The sequence below is a fragment of the Pseudomonas sp. DW-iso17 genome (assembly GCF_058725345.1).
Genome location: NZ_JBZXEA010000021.1, coordinates 306158 through 322000 on the forward strand (window position 1 = coordinate 306158; position 15843 = coordinate 322000).

General features: G+C 61.3%; 11 protein-coding genes and 2 pseudogenes. All 13 read right to left on the reverse strand.

What is annotated here, in order from left to right; translation table 11 throughout:
• Positions 1–11 precede the first annotated feature (11 nt).
• The 13 genes and pseudogenes from AC4PS6_RS15780 to AC4PS6_RS15840 all read right to left on the reverse strand — a co-directional run bounded on the left by AC4PS6_RS15780 (position 12) and on the right by AC4PS6_RS15840 (position 15808).
• Positions 12–812 carry a transporter substrate-binding domain-containing protein gene (locus AC4PS6_RS15780; protein ID WP_032901819.1) on the reverse strand — a complete coding sequence of 267 codons (801 nt, stop codon included), beginning with the start codon at positions 810–812 and terminating at the stop codon, positions 12–14.
• Positions 813–990: 178 nt separating this feature from the next.
• Positions 991–3569, reverse strand: a pseudogene (gene mdoH / locus AC4PS6_RS15785) (glucans biosynthesis glucosyltransferase MdoH); the annotation flags it as partial.
• Positions 3562–5298: a glucan biosynthesis protein G gene (locus AC4PS6_RS15790; protein WP_014716546.1), complete on the reverse strand. Its 1737-nt coding sequence runs from the start codon at positions 5296–5298 to the stop codon at positions 3562–3564. The gene AC4PS6_RS15790 and the pseudogene mdoH, both read right to left, overlap by 8 nt.
• A gap of 267 nt (positions 5299–5565) precedes the next feature.
• On the reverse strand, positions 5566–6003 hold the full coding sequence (dtd, locus tag AC4PS6_RS15795; protein ID WP_060764872.1) for a D-aminoacyl-tRNA deacylase: 438 nt from the start codon (positions 6001–6003) through the stop codon (positions 5566–5568).
• Positions 6000–6971, reverse strand: coding sequence for a prolyl aminopeptidase (gene pip, locus AC4PS6_RS15800; RefSeq protein WP_034125552.1), 972 nt, complete (start codon positions 6969–6971; stop codon positions 6000–6002). Before pip ends, dtd begins: the two co-directional genes overlap by 4 nt.
• Before the next feature lie 103 nt (positions 6972–7074).
• Positions 7075–7194 (reverse strand): annotated as a pseudogene (locus AC4PS6_RS15805) (alpha/beta hydrolase); the annotation flags it as partial.
• A 138-nt stretch (positions 7195–7332) separates the two neighbouring features.
• Positions 7333–8133, reverse strand: a complete 801-nt coding sequence (gene hutG / locus AC4PS6_RS15810; protein WP_019820006.1) for an N-formylglutamate deformylase — start codon at positions 8131–8133, stop codon at positions 7333–7335.
• Between the two features lie 12 nt (positions 8134–8145).
• Positions 8146–9351, reverse strand: coding sequence for an imidazolonepropionase (gene hutI, locus AC4PS6_RS15815; RefSeq protein ID WP_014716541.1), 1206 nt, complete (start codon positions 9349–9351; stop codon positions 8146–8148).
• 15 nt (positions 9352–9366) lie between these two features.
• Complete coding sequence (locus AC4PS6_RS15820) at positions 9367–10776, reverse strand: amino acid permease (protein ID WP_014716540.1); 1410 nt, start codon at positions 10774–10776, stop codon at positions 9367–9369.
• Between the two features lie 164 nt (positions 10777–10940).
• On the reverse strand, positions 10941–12479 hold the full coding sequence (hutH, locus tag AC4PS6_RS15825; protein WP_336826762.1) for a histidine ammonia-lyase: 1539 nt from the start codon (positions 12477–12479) through the stop codon (positions 10941–10943).
• Positions 12480–12505: 26 nt separating this feature from the next.
• The gene (gene hutH, locus AC4PS6_RS15830; protein ID WP_058410923.1) at positions 12506–14014 is read right to left on the reverse strand and encodes a histidine ammonia-lyase; all 1509 of its coding nucleotides are present in this window, start codon (positions 14012–14014) and stop codon (positions 12506–12508) included.
• A gap of 121 nt (positions 14015–14135) precedes the next feature.
• A complete protein-coding gene (locus AC4PS6_RS15835; RefSeq protein WP_014716537.1) occupies positions 14136–14960 on the reverse strand; it encodes a quaternary amine ABC transporter ATP-binding protein in 825 nt (274 codons plus the stop codon).
• The gene (locus tag AC4PS6_RS15840; protein WP_020302389.1) at positions 14957–15808 is read right to left on the reverse strand and encodes an ABC transporter permease; all 852 of its coding nucleotides are present in this window, start codon (positions 15806–15808) and stop codon (positions 14957–14959) included. The genes AC4PS6_RS15835 and AC4PS6_RS15840 overlap by 4 nt, the downstream gene beginning before the upstream one ends.
• Positions 15809–15843 lie beyond the last annotated feature (35 nt).

Genomic DNA, 15843 nt, shown 5'->3' on the forward strand with positions numbered 1-15843 from the left:
AGTTATGACGATCAGTCGATCTCGGCTATCCAGGCCGTGTCCCTGAACCACTTGTCATGGAGGCGATCGTAGGTGCCGTCCTGGGCGATCTGGTTGAGAAAATGGTTGATCCAATTGAGGCTGTCGTAATCGCCTTTTTTCAGGCCAAACGCCAAAGGCTCAAAGGTGAAGGGTTGCTCCAGTACCAACAATGCACTGTTCTGCGGCCGACTCATCGCGATCAGGTTGTAGGGCGCATCATGGATAAAAGCATCGGCCTTGCCTTCAACGACCTGCCGCACGCCTTCTTCCGGGTTGGCCACACTGTTGAGCCGCGCTGATAGGAGAAAGCGCTGTGCCGCGGCTTCGCCGGTGGTGCCTTGGGTTGCAACGACGCGGTAACTGGGATCGTCCAGCTCTTCAATACTGGACACTTTCCCGCCCAGGCGCGGATGCAGTAGCACAGTCTGGCCCACCACGATAAACGAGTCACTGAAGTTGAGCTTGAGGTTGCGCTCCTGAGTGACCGTCATGCCGCTGCCAATCAGATCAAAGTTGTTCGCCATCAGCCCCGACAACAACTCCGTGTAGGGCACCGCTACCAATTCAAGCTCTACGCCCAGCGCGCGGCTCATGGCGTGGAGCAAGTCAATTTCAAAGCCGACGATGCGCCCCTGCTTATCGAGCATTTCGAAGGGCACGTTATTGGGGGTGGTGCCGACCTTAAGCACGCCGCGGTGCACAGCATTGTCCAGCGCGCCGGCGTAAAGCAGGCCTGCCTGTCCCCCCAGGAAAAAGCCCATCAGCAATGCCAAACAATACCTTTTGATCATGAATGCCCCCGTAGCGAGTCCAATTTGGGGGGCGATCCTAACCCAGCCGCAGGCACGGCAATACGCTTCGAACAAAGGTCTTTTGTTTCGAAATAACAAGGAGTTAGCGATAAAAGGAAGAGGCTAAAAACGCTGTAGGACCAACGTTTGAAACACCCCCGAAGTGAGCCTTCGGGGGTGCCTGAATCAGGCCGGCTGGGCCTGGGGCGACTGTGGTTGCAGGGGCAGCAATGGCGCGTGCGGATCGGCCTTGATCGAGGCACGCCAAGCGCCTAGCCACTCGGCGTGACCTTCGCTCCATACCTGCTCATGCAGACGAGCCAAGGCCACCGGATCGCTGAGCAAGGCCAGGCGTTCGCTGTTGTTGAGGCCAGCCGGGCCGACTTTCAACGCGTGGCGAACACGCTCCATGCGCAGGTACTCGATGGGCTCGGCCTCACGGTGCCGCGAGGTCGCCAAGGCGCAGGCCAGAGCGTTCTGCTGCGGGTCTACCACCGAACGCACAAAGCCGTCGTTGAGGGCGTGCCAACGGTTTTCGTGGGTGTACTTCTCGGTCGACAGCAGGGCCTGCGGCGGGTTGTATTCCTCAGGGATCAGGAACAGGCTCTCGTCGCGGGACTTGAGGCCCAACTTGACCCGGCTGGAAATCACCGACACCGGGATCGACAGCATCAGCGAGCCGACAATCGGCACCAGCCACCACAGGAAGCTGGGGTTCAGCCACACCACCAGCAGCGCCCACAGGAAGCCCAGCACGGTTTGCGGACCGTGGCGCTTGACCGCTTCGCTCCAGGGCGTGGAGTCGTCGTCACGTTGCGGCGAGTTCCAGGTAGCGGCCCAACCGAGGAACGCGGCGAGGACGAAACGGGTGTGGAAAATCATCCGCACCGGCGCCAGCAGCATGGAGAACAACATCTCCAGCAGCATCGACAGGGTTACCTTGAACTTGCCACCGAACTCTTTGGCGCCCTTGGCCCAGATCAAGATGATGCTGAGCAGTTTAGGCAGGAACAGCAGCACGATGGTGGTGGAGAACAGCGCCACCGCCTTGTCCGGGTGCCATTGTGGCCATAGCGGGTACAACTGGCGCGGGGCCATGAAGTACTGCGGCTCCATCAGCGTGTTCACCGCCAGCAAGGCCGTGGACAGCACCAGGAAGAAGAACCACAACGGCGCCGACAGATAAGACATCACGCCGGTCAGGAACACCGCACGGTGCACCGGGTGCATGCCTTTAACCAGGAACAGGCGGAAGTTCATCAGGTTACCGTGGCACCAGCGACGGTCACGCTTGAGTTCGTCCAGCAGGTTCGGCGGCAGTTCTTCGTAGCTGCCCGGCAGGTCGTAGGCAATCCACACGCCCCAGCCGGCACGGCGCATCAGCGCGGCTTCAACGAAGTCGTGGGAGAGAATCGCACCGGCAAACGCGCCTTTACCGGGCAGCGGCGCCAGGGCGCAGTGCTCGATAAACGGCTTCATACGGATAATGGCGTTGTGGCCCCAGTAGTGGGATTCACCCAACTGCCAGAAGTGCAGGCCGGCGGTAAACAGCGGGCCGTACACGCGAGTGGCGAACTGCTGCATGCGCGCATACAGGGTGTCCATGCCCGACGCACGCGGCGCGGTCTGGATAATCCCGGCATCCGGCGTGGCTTCCATCAGGCGCACCAGGCTGGTCAGGCACTCGCCGCTCATCACGCTATCGGCGTCGAGAACGACCATGTACTTGTAGTCACCGCCCCAACGACGGCAGAAGTCGTCGAGGTTGCCGCTCTTGCGCTTAACGCGGCGGCGGCGACGGCGGTAGAAGATCTTGCCGAAGCCACCGGCTTCGCGGCATACGTCGAGCCAGGCTTGCTGTTCGGCGATGCAGATGTCGGCGTCGTTACTGTCGCTGAGCACGAAAAAATCGAAGCGATCCAGGTCACCGGTCGCGGCCACCGATTCGAACGTTGCACGCAAGCCGGCGAATACACGCGGCACGTCTTCGTTACAGATCGGCATCACCAGGGCGGTGCGCGCATCTTTCGGAATCGGCTCGTCACCGGCACTTTTACCGGAAATACGGTATTTATCGTGACCGGTCAGCAGCTCCAGGAAGCCCATGAGCGCAGTCCAGAAACCGGCCGACACCCAGCAGAACAGAATCCCGAACATGATCAGGATGCTGGTTTGCAGCGCGTAAGGCAGTACCTGGGTAGCGGTTTGCAGCAGGGTCTGGTTGCGAATTTCGTCGAAGTCGACCAGCGACCAGCCCTGGTACGGCATGATGCCTTTCATGTACCAGCCGGCCACGATGGTCTGGCCCAGCATCAGCACCAGCAGGATGTAACGACGGATCGAGCCCACGGTACGCCAGCGCGCAGCCGGCAATACCCGCTCATCTTTCGGTGGCTTGGGCGGGTTGGTGCGGCCGGTCATCCGGCGCCAACCGCGCACCAGGATGTTGGTGCGCCAAGGCTCGGGCACCACTTTGGTCCGACGAATCGGCGGCGTGGCCTTGAGACACACACGACCGCTGGCATCGAGCGCCAGCATCTCGGCGTCTTGCAGCTCTTCGGCGCTGTTGAGGGTCAAGCGGCGGCCGACCGACGCTTGGGCAGCGTCGGTCGGTGCGTCGAAGGTCTTGGACGACAGACGTTCGTGCAACTCGCTGAAGGACTTGCAGCCCGCCAGCTCGGCGCGCTGCTCAGCCGTCATGGGTAGATGCGCCAGGTACTCGGACAGAGTCTCTGGCTTGACTTGAGAATTACTCATCGGCAGGCAACTGATAGCTCCAGGTTTCGGTCAGGACTTGCTCGGTCTTGATCGGCTCCGGTGTGGCTGGGGCAGCCTCAGGCTGTTTGGCTTCCTTGTCCTTGGCGTCTTTCTTGGCCTGCTTCTCATGCTGCTTGGCCAAGACTTTGTCGGCCTTGAGCACATGGTTGGAAACCGACTCAGGCTCAGGCTGCACGATATCCTGCACCAATGCCGCACGCATTTCGGTCGGTTTGCTTGCGTCCTTGATCTTCATACGCAGGGTCAGGCGCCAGCCTTTGGTGTGTTCGTTGTAGCGCACGCTGTTTTCAACCAGTTCAGCGTTATCACCCACGCTCACCTGGCTACGTACCGGAGCGTCCGGCAGCAGTTTCTTCAGGGACGGGCCCTCGAAATCTACCAGGTAGGCCACGCTGCCATCGGGCTGACGGATCAGGTTCGATTGCTTCACGTCACCGGTAGAACGCAGGGTCTGCTTGACCCAGGCACTGTCCGGCGAATGGAAGGCCGCGTCGTCCAATGTCCAGTGCAGACGGTAAGCCACGTCCAGCGGCTTGCCGACTTCCGGCAGCTCGGCCGGGCTCCAGAAGGCCACGATGTTGTCGTTGGTCTCATCGGCGGTCGGAATTTCGACCAGGTCGACGGAGCCTTTGCCCCAGTCACCTTCAGGCTCGATCCAGGCGCTTGGGCGCTTGTCGTAGTTGTCGTCCAGGTCTTCGTAGTGGCTGAAGTTGCGGCCACGCTGCAGCAGGCCGAACCCACGCGGGTTCTCGACGCTGAAGTTGCTGACCGACAGGTGTTTAGGGTTGTTCAGCGGACGCCAGATCCACTCGCCATTGCCGGCGTGAATCGACAGGCCGCTGGAATCGTGGAGCTCGCGACGGTAGTTGAGGACCTTGGACGGCTGGTTGGCGCCGAACAGGAACATCGAGGTCAACGGCGCAACGCCCAGCTTGCTGACCTTGTCACGCAGGTACATCTGGGATTTGACGTCCACCACGGTGTCGGTGCCAGGGCGCAGGATCAGACGATAAGCGCCAGTGGCGCGTGGCGAATCCAGTAGCGCGAAAATCACCAAATGCTTGTCACCCGGCTTTGGACGCTCGATCCAGAACTCGGTGAAACGCGGGAATTCTTCGCCAGACGGCAACGCGGTGTCGATTGCCATGCCACGGGCAGACAGGCCATACACTTGGTCCTTGCCTACGACGCGGAAATAGCTGGCGCCGAGCATGGTCATGATTTCGTCTTGCTTGTCGGCCTTGTTGATCGGGAAAAGCACACGGAAACCGGCGTAACCCAGCTGTTCGGTGGCTTTAGGATCAAATTTCACGTCGCCGAAATCGAAACGCGTCGGGTCGTACTTGATTTCGTGCACGCTATCGGCGGTGACTTCATTGATTTTCACCGGGGTGTCGAAATGCATCCCCTGGTGATAGAAGGACAGCTTGAACGGGGTGTTCTGATCGGCCCACTCGGCTTTTTCATTGCGGAAACGAATTTTCTGGTAATCCGCAAATTTCATTTCGCGGAATTCGTTCGGCAGATTGCTGCGCGGAGCTTCGTACTTCTGCCCAGCCAGCTCTTTTGCCTTGGCCGACACATCATCCAGACTGAACGCCCACAGTTGACCCGCGCCGAACAGGCAAAACAGGGCAGAGCCCGTCACCAGTGCGTTTCGTAACCGTTTGGCAGACAATTTTGGTGCATTACAGGGACTAACAATCACGAGCAACCCTCGCCGAAAACAGATCAAAAAACCAACGGCCAGCTATCTATATGCCAGGTTGGCGAGCAATGTTCCGACTCCTCTGGGGCAAAATGATTCCCCATGCGGTTGTCGGACAAGGCTCTACCTAAGTCAAAAATGGACCAAACAACGCTGATCCCCGTAGCGCGCGATTATCTAGTAGCCCGCGAGACAACGCATCAGGGACAGTGAAGTATTTGTAGCGAAACCCTGCGTTTTTAGGCATTAACGTCGTTTTTCATACATTCATGTCTGTAAGAGGAAGGTCACAGGGCCATCATTGACCAAGTGCACCTGCATATCCGCGCCAAAACGCCCCGAAGCCACCTTGCCATGCAATTGTTGCGCTTGTAACAACAAGTGCTCAAAAAGCGCCGCTCCCAGGGCCGGAGGAGCCGCTGTGGAGAAGCTGGGCCGTAGCCCGCTTTTGGTATCCGCCGCCAGGGTGAACTGCGACACCAGCAGCAAACCGCCGCCGATGTCCTTGAGGGACAGGTTCATCTTGCCCTCCTCGTCACTGAACACCCGATAGTTAAGCAGCTTGTGCAGCAGTTTGTCGGCGCTTTCGGGCGTATCTGAAGGCTCGACGGCCACCAGCACCAGCAAACCCTGGTCAATCGAGCCTACCACCTCCCCTGCGACCTCAACCCGGGCGCCACGCACCCGCTGCAACAGGCCCTTCATGCTTCTTCAGGCGGCAGGTCGAGCAGGCGCCGGGCCATTTCGCCGGTCGCACGCACCAGCGCGTCGGTAATGCCCGGCTCGGACGCCGCATGCCCGGCTTCGCGGATCACCTGCAACTCGCTGTTGGGCCAGGCCTGATGCAGCTCCCAAGCGTTATCCAGCGTGCAGATCATATCGTAGCGGCCATGGATGATGACGCCAGGCAGATGGGCGATCTTGTGCATATCGCGAATCAGCTGGTTGGGTTCCAGGAAGGAGTTGTTGGTGAAGTAATGGCACTCGATACGTGCGATGGACAAGGCGCGCTGCGGCTCGGAAAACCGTTCCACATGCTGCGGGCTCGGGCACAGGCCCAACATACGGCCTTCCCAGCCCGACCAGGCTTTGGCCGCATGCATCTGGGCGATCTGGTCGTTGCCGGTCAGGCGCTTGTGGTAAGCGGCAATCATATCGTGGCGCTCTTCCACCGGGATCGGTGCCACATAGTCCTGCCAGTAATCCGGGAACAGGCGGCTCGCGCCCTCCTGGTAGAACCAGCGAATATCCTGCGGGCGGGCGAGGAAGATGCCGCGCACGATCAGGCCATGCACACGCTCGGGGTGGGTTTGCGCGTAGGCCAGGGCCAGGGTCGAACCCCAGGAGCCGCCGAACAGCACCCACTTGTCGATGCCCAGGTGCTCGCGGATGCGTTCAAGGTCGGCGACCAGATCCCAGGTGGTGTTGTTCTCAAGGCTGGCCCTTGGCGTAGAGCGGCCGCAGCCACGCTGGTCGAAGGTGACAATATGGTAGAGGTTCGGGTCGAAATAGCAGCGGCTCTGGGCGTCGCAACCGGAGCCGGGACCTCCATGGATGAACACGACAGGCAAGCCTTCGGGGGAGCCACTTTCATCGACATACAGGGTGTGGGTGTCATCGACAGCCAGATCGTGCCGGGCGTAGGGTTTGATCTGCGGGTACCAAGTCTGCATTGCGTGCTCCGTAGGGTGTCGGGTTCATCCCTGGGGGGACGTCTATTATTTTGCCGTCTGGCATCATAAACCCGAATTGTGCAATGAGCATGTCCTTGAGCACTTAGACCTGTGTCAGCAGTTCGCACCTCAGATAACCGAGCAGATAGTCATACAGCCGATCCACCTCCGGCACCTGGCCGCGTGCCCGCAAACAACCGTGGGCCAGCCCTTTGCCGGGATGGCGGTGTGTCAGTTGATAAAAGTGTTGCTGAACCACCGTTATCGCAGGCAAGCCAGCTCCCACATTTCGAGCGCATTCTCATGATAGAGCGCGGTCAAGCGGGCTTGCTCGCGAAAGCTATTGCAGCAGCACCAACAATTACCGGTAGTGCTTCTGTCCCCAAGCCAACAGCCCTTCAAGCAACTGCCTCAACACCACCCGAGTCGGCTCGGCCAAATCCGGGCGATAACGGAACGGTTCGAACTCCTCCATATAGGTGCTCTGGCACAACTCCAGCTGCACCGCGTGGATATCCTGCGCGGGGTTGCCATAATGACGGGTGATATGGCCGCCCTTGAAGCGCCCGTTCAGCACATGGGTATATTGCGGATGCTGAGCGCAGATGGCTTCCAGCTGGCTGGCTAGCTGCGGGTCGCACGCAGCGCCGTTGAAGGTACCCAAATTGAAGTCCGGCAATTTGCCGTCAAACAGGTGTGGGATCACCGAGCGGATCGAGTGCGCGTCGAACAGCAGCGCATAGCCAAACTCGGCCTTGAGACGTGCCAGTTCTTCTTGCAGTTGACGGTGGTACGGCCCCCAGATTTTTTGCAGGTAACTGGCCCGCTCCTCCTCGGAGGGCGTTTGCCCTTCCCGGAACAACGGCACGCCATCGAACAGCGTCTCGGGGTACAGGCCCGTCGTAGCGCCGGCATACAGCGGCGTGTTGTCGGAGGGCCGGTTGAGGTCGATGACAAACCGCGAGTACTCCGCAGCCAGGGTGCTGGCGCCCAGTTCTTCGGCAAAGTCATACAACAGGGGGATATGCCAGTCGGTGTCCGGCAGGCTTTGCGCCTCGGGGATCAACCCAGTCTCCACCGCAGGGGTGAGGCGCAGGCCGGCGTGGGGCATGCTGATCAGCAGCGGTACGCGGCCTTGCTTGAATGTCAGAACCTTATCCACAACTGCATCCTCTCAAACAGTGACGTCGGCGCCGTGGCGCACAACGCGTTTATCCAGCTCGCCACCCAGCCAGTAGGCCAGGTCGGCGGGGCGGTCGATCTGCCAGGCGACAAAGTCCGCGACCTTGCCCACTTCCAGGGAACCATGGGTATCGCCCAGGCCCAACGCGGTGGCCGCGTGTTGCGTGGCACCGGCCAGGGCTTCTTCCGGGGTCATGCGAAACAGGGTGCAGGCCATGTTCAGCATCAGCCGTACCGACAGCGCCGGTGAAGTACCGGGGTTGAGGTCGCTGGCGATGGCGATCTTCACGCCGTGCTTGCGCAGGGCCTCCATCGGCGGCAGCTGGGTTTCACGCAGGAAGTAGAACGCGCCCGGCAATAGCACGGCGACGGTACCGGCCGCAGCCATGGCGATGGCGTCCTCTTCAGTCATGAATTCCAGGTGGTCGGCCGACAACGCGTGGTAGCGCGCCGCCAGGCTTGATCCATGCAACGACGAGAGTTGCTCGGCGTGCAGCTTCACCGGCAGGCCAAGTTGCTGGGCGACCTTGAATACCCGCTCAACCTGCTCGGGGGAAAACGCCAGGTATTCACAGAAGGCATCGACCGCATCCACCAACCCCTCAGCGGCCAGGGCCGGCAGCATCTGGCTGCAGATGTGCTCGATGTAATCGTCGGCGCGGTCCTTGTACTCCGGCGGTAACGCGTGGGCGGCCAGGCAGGTGGCGCGCACGCTGACCGGCAGTGCTTCACCCAGGCGTCGGGCCACACGCAGCATCTTGCGTTCGTTGGCCAGGTCCAGGCCGTAGCCGGACTTGATCTCCACCGTGGTCACGCCGTCACGCAGCAAACTGCGCAGGCGCTTTTCAGCGCTCGAGAACAGCTCATCTTCGCTCGCCGCACGGGTTGCGCGCACCGTGCTGGCAATGCCGCCGCCCTTGGCCGCGATCTCGGCGTAGCTGACACCTTCGAGGCGCTGCTCGAATTCGCCACTGCGATTGCCACCAAACACCGTATGAGTGTGACAGTCGATCAGCCCGGGGGTGACCCACGCGCCTTGCAGGTCATGCACCTGGGCGTAATCCGCGGTTGGCGCCTGGCTGCGGGGGCCGACCCACTCGATGAGCGAGCCGGCAGTCACCATGGCGGCATCCTCGATGATCGAGTATTTGCCGTTGGCCATGGTTGCGACGTGGCAGTGTTGCCAAAGCGTTTTCATCAACGCCTCCCTAAGTTATCGATGAGACAAAACCGGGTCGTAATCGACCTTGGCCGTTTGCCCGGCGGCAGGCTTGACCCACAGCCAGTAGGCGATGATCAGCAGCACGATCCACACGGCGCCCACCATCAACGCCGCCTGGGTATCCGGGAAGTAACCGAGTACACCAAACACAAACAGCATGAACACAATGGCCGCTGCCGGCGCATAGGGCCAGAACGGCACCGGGAATTTCAGTTCGGCGACCTGCGCCTTGGTCATCGAGCGGCGCATGGCGACCTGGGTAAACAGGATCATCAGCCATACCCACACCGTGGCGAAGGTGGCAATCGAAGCAATCAGCAGGAACACGTTTTCCGGGATCAGGTAGTTGAGCACCACACCGCCGAGCAAAGCGGCGCCCATGACCACCACGGTCATCCATGGCACGCCTTGTTTGGACAATTGCGCGAAGCCCTTGGGCGCCTGCCCTTGTTGAGCCAGGCCGTACATCATGCGGCCGGCGCCGAAAATGTCGCTGTTAATGGCCGACACCGCCGCCGAGATCACCACAATGTTGAGGATAGTCGCCGCCGAGCCAATCCCCAGGTTGCTGAAGATCTGCACGAACGGGCTGCCCTGGCTGCCAATCTGCGGCCACGGGTAGATGGCCATCAACACGAACAGGGTCAGTACGTAGAACAACAGGATACGCAGCGGCACCGCGTTGATCGCCTTGGGGATCACCCGCTGCGGGTCCTTGGCTTCACCGGCGGTGATGCCGATGATTTCGATGCCACCAAAGGCAAACATGACCACGGCAAACGAGGCGATCAGCCCACCGATGCCGTTGGGCATGAAGCCGCCATGGGCCCACAGGTTACTCAGTCCGCTGGCCTGGGTTTCGCCCGCCGAGTGAATGCCGAACAACATGATGCCAAAGCCGCCGAGGATCATCGCCACAATGGCACCGACCTTGAGCAACGACAGCCAGAACTCCATCTCGCCAAAGACTTTGACGTTGCACAGGTTCAGGCCGCCGATCAAAAACACGATGCCCAGCACCCAGACCCAACGGGCCACTTCGGGAAACCAGAAGCCCATGTAGATGCCGAACGCGGTGACGTCGGCGAGGCAGACGATGATCATTTCAAAGGCGTAGGTCCAGCCGAGGATAAACCCGGCCATGGGCCCCAGGTAGGTGCTGGCATAGTGGCCGAAGGAGCCAGACACTGGGTTGTGCACGGCCATCTCACCGAGGGCGCGCATCACCATGAATACAGCAGCGCCGCCGATCAGGTAGGCCAGCAGCACGGCAGGGCCAGCCATTTGGATGGCGGAGGCGGAGCCATAAAACAGCCCGGTGCCGATCGCGGAACCCAGGGCCATGAAGCGAATATGTCGGGCGTTGAGCCCGCGTTTCAAACCTTTTTCTGGCTGGTGCATTTCTCGTCCCTAATTATTCTTATGAGGAGAAGATCGTTCCCACGCTCGGCGTGGGAACTCCGACCTGGACGCTCCGCGTCCGCTTTAAGAGCGGTGACGCAGAGCGTCACAGGATGCATTCCCACGCGGAGCGTGGGAATGATCAGGCACAGACCGAGTCGCGGTCAGAGACTTGGCAGCAACTTGGCCGGCACCAGCTCATTCAGGCAGCGGCTGGCGAGCAGTTCGCTGGCGGCGTTGATGTCCGGGGCGAAGAAGCGGTCCTTGTCATAGAACGCCACCTTGTCGCGCAGGATGCCACGGGCTTTTTCCAGCTTGGGCGAGGTCTTCAGGCCGTCGCGCAGGTCCAGGCCCTGGCACGCCGCGAGCCATTCCACCGCGAGGATGCCCCGGGTGTTCTCGGCCATTTCCCACAAACGCTTGCCCGCAGCCGGGGCCATGGACACGTGGTCTTCCTGGTTGGCCGAAGTCGGCAAGCTGTCGACGCTATGGGGATGGGCCAGCGCCTTGTTCTCGCTGGCGAGCGCGGCGGCGGTCACCTGGGCGATCATGAAGCCGGAGTTCACCCCGCCATTGCCCACCAGAAACGGCGGCAGTTGCGACATATGCTTGTCCATCATCAACGAGATCCGGCGCTCGCTCAGGGAGCCGATTTCGGCAATGGCCAGCGCCATGTTGTCGGCGGCCATGGCCACGGGTTCGGCATGGAAGTTGCCACCGGAAATCACGTCACCCTCGGCGGCAAAGACCAGGGGGTTATCCGACACTGCGTTGGCTTCTACCACCAGCACCTCGGCGGCCTGGCGCAATTGAGTCAGGCACGCACCCATGACCTGCGGCTGGCAACGCAGGGAATACGGGTCTTGCACCTTGTCGCAGTTCTGGTGCGATTGGGACACCTGGCTGCTCTCACCGAGCAGGTCGCGATAGGCCGCTGCCGAGTCGATCTGGCCACGCTGGCCACGCGCTGCATGAATACGCGCATCGAACGGCGAACGCGAACCCAGTACCGCCTCCACAGTGAGGCCGCCGCAAGCGAGGGCGCCGGCGAACAGGTCTTCGCCTTCGAACAGGCCACGCAGGGCATAGGCCGTGGACACCTGGGTGCCGTTGAGCAGGGCCAGGCCTTCTTTGGCGGCCAGGGTCAGCGGCGTGAGGCCGGCGATTTTCAGCGCCTCGGTGGCTTCCAGCCATTGGCCCTTGTGGCGTGCCTTGCCTTCGCCAAGCAGTACCAGGGACATGTGCGCCAACGGCGCCAGGTCACCGGAAGCACCCACTGACCCCTTGAGTGGGATGTGCGGGTACACCTCGGCGTTGATCAGCGCGATCAACGCGTCGATCACCTGGCGACGAATCCCGGAGAAGCCACGGCTCAGGCTGTTGACCTTGAGCACCATGACCAGTCGCACCAGCGCATCGCTGATCGGCTCACCGACGCCGGCGGCGTGGGACAGCACCAGGGAACGCTGGAGGTTTTCCAGGTCTTCGCTGGCGATGCGGGTCGAGGCCAACAGGCCAAAACCGGTGTTGATGCCATAGGCGGTGCGGTTCTCGGCGAGAATCTGCTCCACGCAGGCAACGCTGGCTTCGATCTGGGCCGAGGCGCTGTCATCCAGGTTGAGGGTTACTGGCTGCTGGTAGATGGCACGCAGTTGGGCGAGGCTCAGTTGGCCTGGAATCAGGTTTAGCGCAGTCACATTCATTCTCCTTGTGAATTGTTCTTAGGTGTTCAGTGCAAATTCGGTAATGCGGTGTCTTTAAGCAGCTGGGCAGCGGCGGCAATATCCGGCGCCAGCCAGCGGTCCTGTTCATAAGCAGGGACCACTTCGCGCAGCAAACGCCAGGCGCGGTCGGTACCGGCACCGAAGCGCTGGTCCTTGAGAAACTCAAAAGCCTGGGCCGCCAGCAGGTACTCGATGGCAAGAATCTGGGTGACGTTGACCAGCACCTGGTGCAGCTTGAGCGCGGCGTTGGTGCCCATGCTCAAGTGGTCTTCCTGCAGGCCCGAGGTGACGAAATTGTCGAGCACCGCGGGTTGCGCCAACTGGCGGTTCTGCCCGCACAAGGACGCGGCGACGTACTGCACGATCATCATCCCGGAGTTGACCCCCGGGTTGCTCACCAGGAAGGCTGGCAGGCCGCTGACATGCGGGTTGACCAGGCGGTCCAGGCGACGCTCGGCCACCGAACCGATCTCGGCCATGGCGATGGCGAGCATGTCGGCCGCCATCGCGACGGACTGCCCGTGGGGGTTGGCCTGGGACACCACGCGGTAGCTGTCTGGCGTGCCCAGCACCAGCGGGTTGTCGGTGGCGCTGTTGAGTTCGGTCTCGATCTGGCGCGTGGCGTGTTCCACCTGATCGCGGGCCGCGCCGTGAATCTGCGGGATCGAGCGAATGCTCAAGGCATCCTGGGTGCGAATACCTTTACTGCTGGCAATCACCTCACTGCCGTCGAGCAAGGCACGCAGGTTGATACCCACTTGCTGCATGCCAGGATGCGGCTTGAGAGCAATGATTTCTTCGTCAAAGGCGTCGATCTGGCCGCGCTGGGCTTCGAAGCTCATGGCACCGATCACGTCGGCCCATTGCAGCAAGTGATGTGCATCGGCCAGGGCCAGGCAGCTCAGGCCGGTCATGCACGGCGTGCCATTGACCAGGCACAGGCCGTCCTTGGCGCCGAGCACCATCGGCTGCAAGCCTTCAGCCTGCAACGCGTGTTGCGCCGTGACGATCTGGCCGCGATAACTCACATTGCCGACGCCCAGCAGGGCCACGCCGATATGGGCCATGTGGGTCAGGTACCCCACCGAGCCTTGGGACGGCACTTGCGGTGTGATGCCGTGGTTGAGCAACGCCAGCAGCGCGTGCACCACCTGCGGATGCAGGCCGGACTTGCCATGGCTGTAGTTGATGATCGCCGCGCAGATGATCGCGCGGGTTTGCTCATCGCTGAGCACCGGGCCGACACCACAGGCATGGCTCAACAGCGTATTGCGCGACAGTTGGCTCAGTTGCTCGGTCTTGAGCGAGACGTTGCACAGCGCGCCCAGGCCGGTGTTGACACCATAGGCACGCTCGCCGCTGGTGACGATGCGCTGCACGATGGCTTGGGCATTGTCGATGCGCGCCCAGGCGTGGCCCGACAGTTCGAGCATGGCGCCGTGGCGGGCGACGGCGACCACGTCCTGCCAGCGCAGTGGGGTGTCGGCGATGATGATTGTTGTTGCCTGGGACATCGTTGACCTCTTCATAATCTCTACAGCATTGCCGGCGTCATCGGGGGCAAGCCCGGCTCCCACATTTGAACTGTGTGAACCCCATCAAATGTGGGAGCTGGCTTGCCTGCGATGGCGTCCGTCAGACCACCGCCGCCCGCCGCTGAACAAAGCGGTCCACATATTCATCCGCCGGCGAATGCAGGATCTCCCGCGGCGTGCCGACCTGGATCAGCTTGCCGTCCTTGAGGATCGCAATGCGATTGCCGATGCGCACGGCCTCGTCGAGGTCGTGGGTGATGAACACGATGGTCTTGTGCAGGGTCTTTTGCAGCTCGAGCAATTGGTCTTGCATCTCGGCGCGGATCAGCGGGTCGAGGGCGCTGAAGGCTTCGTCCATCAGGATGATATCGGTGTCGGCCGCCAAGGCGCGGGCCAGGCCCACGCGCTGGCGCATACCGCCAGAAAGCTGGTGGGGATATTTGTTTTCATAGCCTTTGAGGCCCACTGTTTCGATCCAGTGCAACGCACGTTCGGCGCAGACTTGCTTGGTTTCGCCACGCACTTTCAGGCCGTAGGCAACGTTGTCGAGCACGCTCTTGTGCGGCAGCAGGCCGAAGCTCTGGAACACCATGCTGATCTTGTGCCGACGGAATTGGCGCAGGGCTTCCATGTCCAGTTGCAGGATGTCTTCGCCGTCCACCAGGATCGCGCCGCTGGTGGGGTCGATCAGGCGGTTGAAGTGGCGCACCAGGGTGGATTTGCCCGAACCCGACAAGCCCATGATCACAAAGATCTCACCGGTGCCGATGCTCAGGGACAGGTCATTGACGCCGACCACGCAACCGGTCTCGGCCAGTACCTGGTCCTTGGTCTTGCCCTGGCCGACCATGGCCAGCGCATCCTTGGCGCGTGCGCCGAAAATCTTGAAGACGTTTTTGACTTCGATTTTGCTGACAGTCGTCATTTGCTCGCCTCATGCCGTGGGCGGCCATAAGCCTGGGTAATGCGGTCGATGACCACTGCGAGAATCACGATCGCCAGCCCGGCTTCAAGGCCGCGGCCGACGTTAAGGGTCTGGATGCCGACGAGCACGTCTTCACCCAAGCCACGGGCGCCGATCATCGAGGCGATCACCACCATCGACAGCGCCATCATGGTGGTCTGGTTAATCCCGGCCATGATGCTCGGCAACGCCAGCGGCAATTGCACGCCGAACAGTTGCTGCCAGCGGTTGGCGCCGAAGGCGTTGATGGCTTCCATGACTTCGCCATCGACTTGGCGAATACCCAGGTCTGTCAGGCGAATCAGCGGCGGCGCGGCGTAGATCACCGTGGCGAAAATCGCCGGGACCTTGCCCAGACCGAACAGCATCAGCACCGGGATGAGGTACACGAAGCTGGGCATGGTTTGCATGATGTCCAGCAGCGGCATCAACACTGAACGCAGGCGATTACTGCGCGCCGAGAGGATGCCCAGGGGGATGCCGATCAACACCGAAATCACCGTGGCCACCATCATCAATGCCAGGGTTTGCATCAGCTTGTCCCACAGGCCAACCGCGCCCACCAGGAACAGCAGACCGACAATCACCGCCGTGGTCACCACCTTGCGGGTGGCATGCCAGGCAATACCGCCGACGATGGCCAGCATCAGCCACCAGGGCGCTGCGCGCAGCAGGCCTTCCAGGTTGACGATGGCCCACAGCAGCGTATCGGAGATGTGCCGGAACACATCGCCGTAGTGGGTGACCAGTGCGTCCACCCAACCGTTGACCCAGTCGGCGATGGAAAAGGTAATGCTCTCAGGAAACATATCGTGCTCTCGATCCAGTGGGTTGTGGCCAGCCG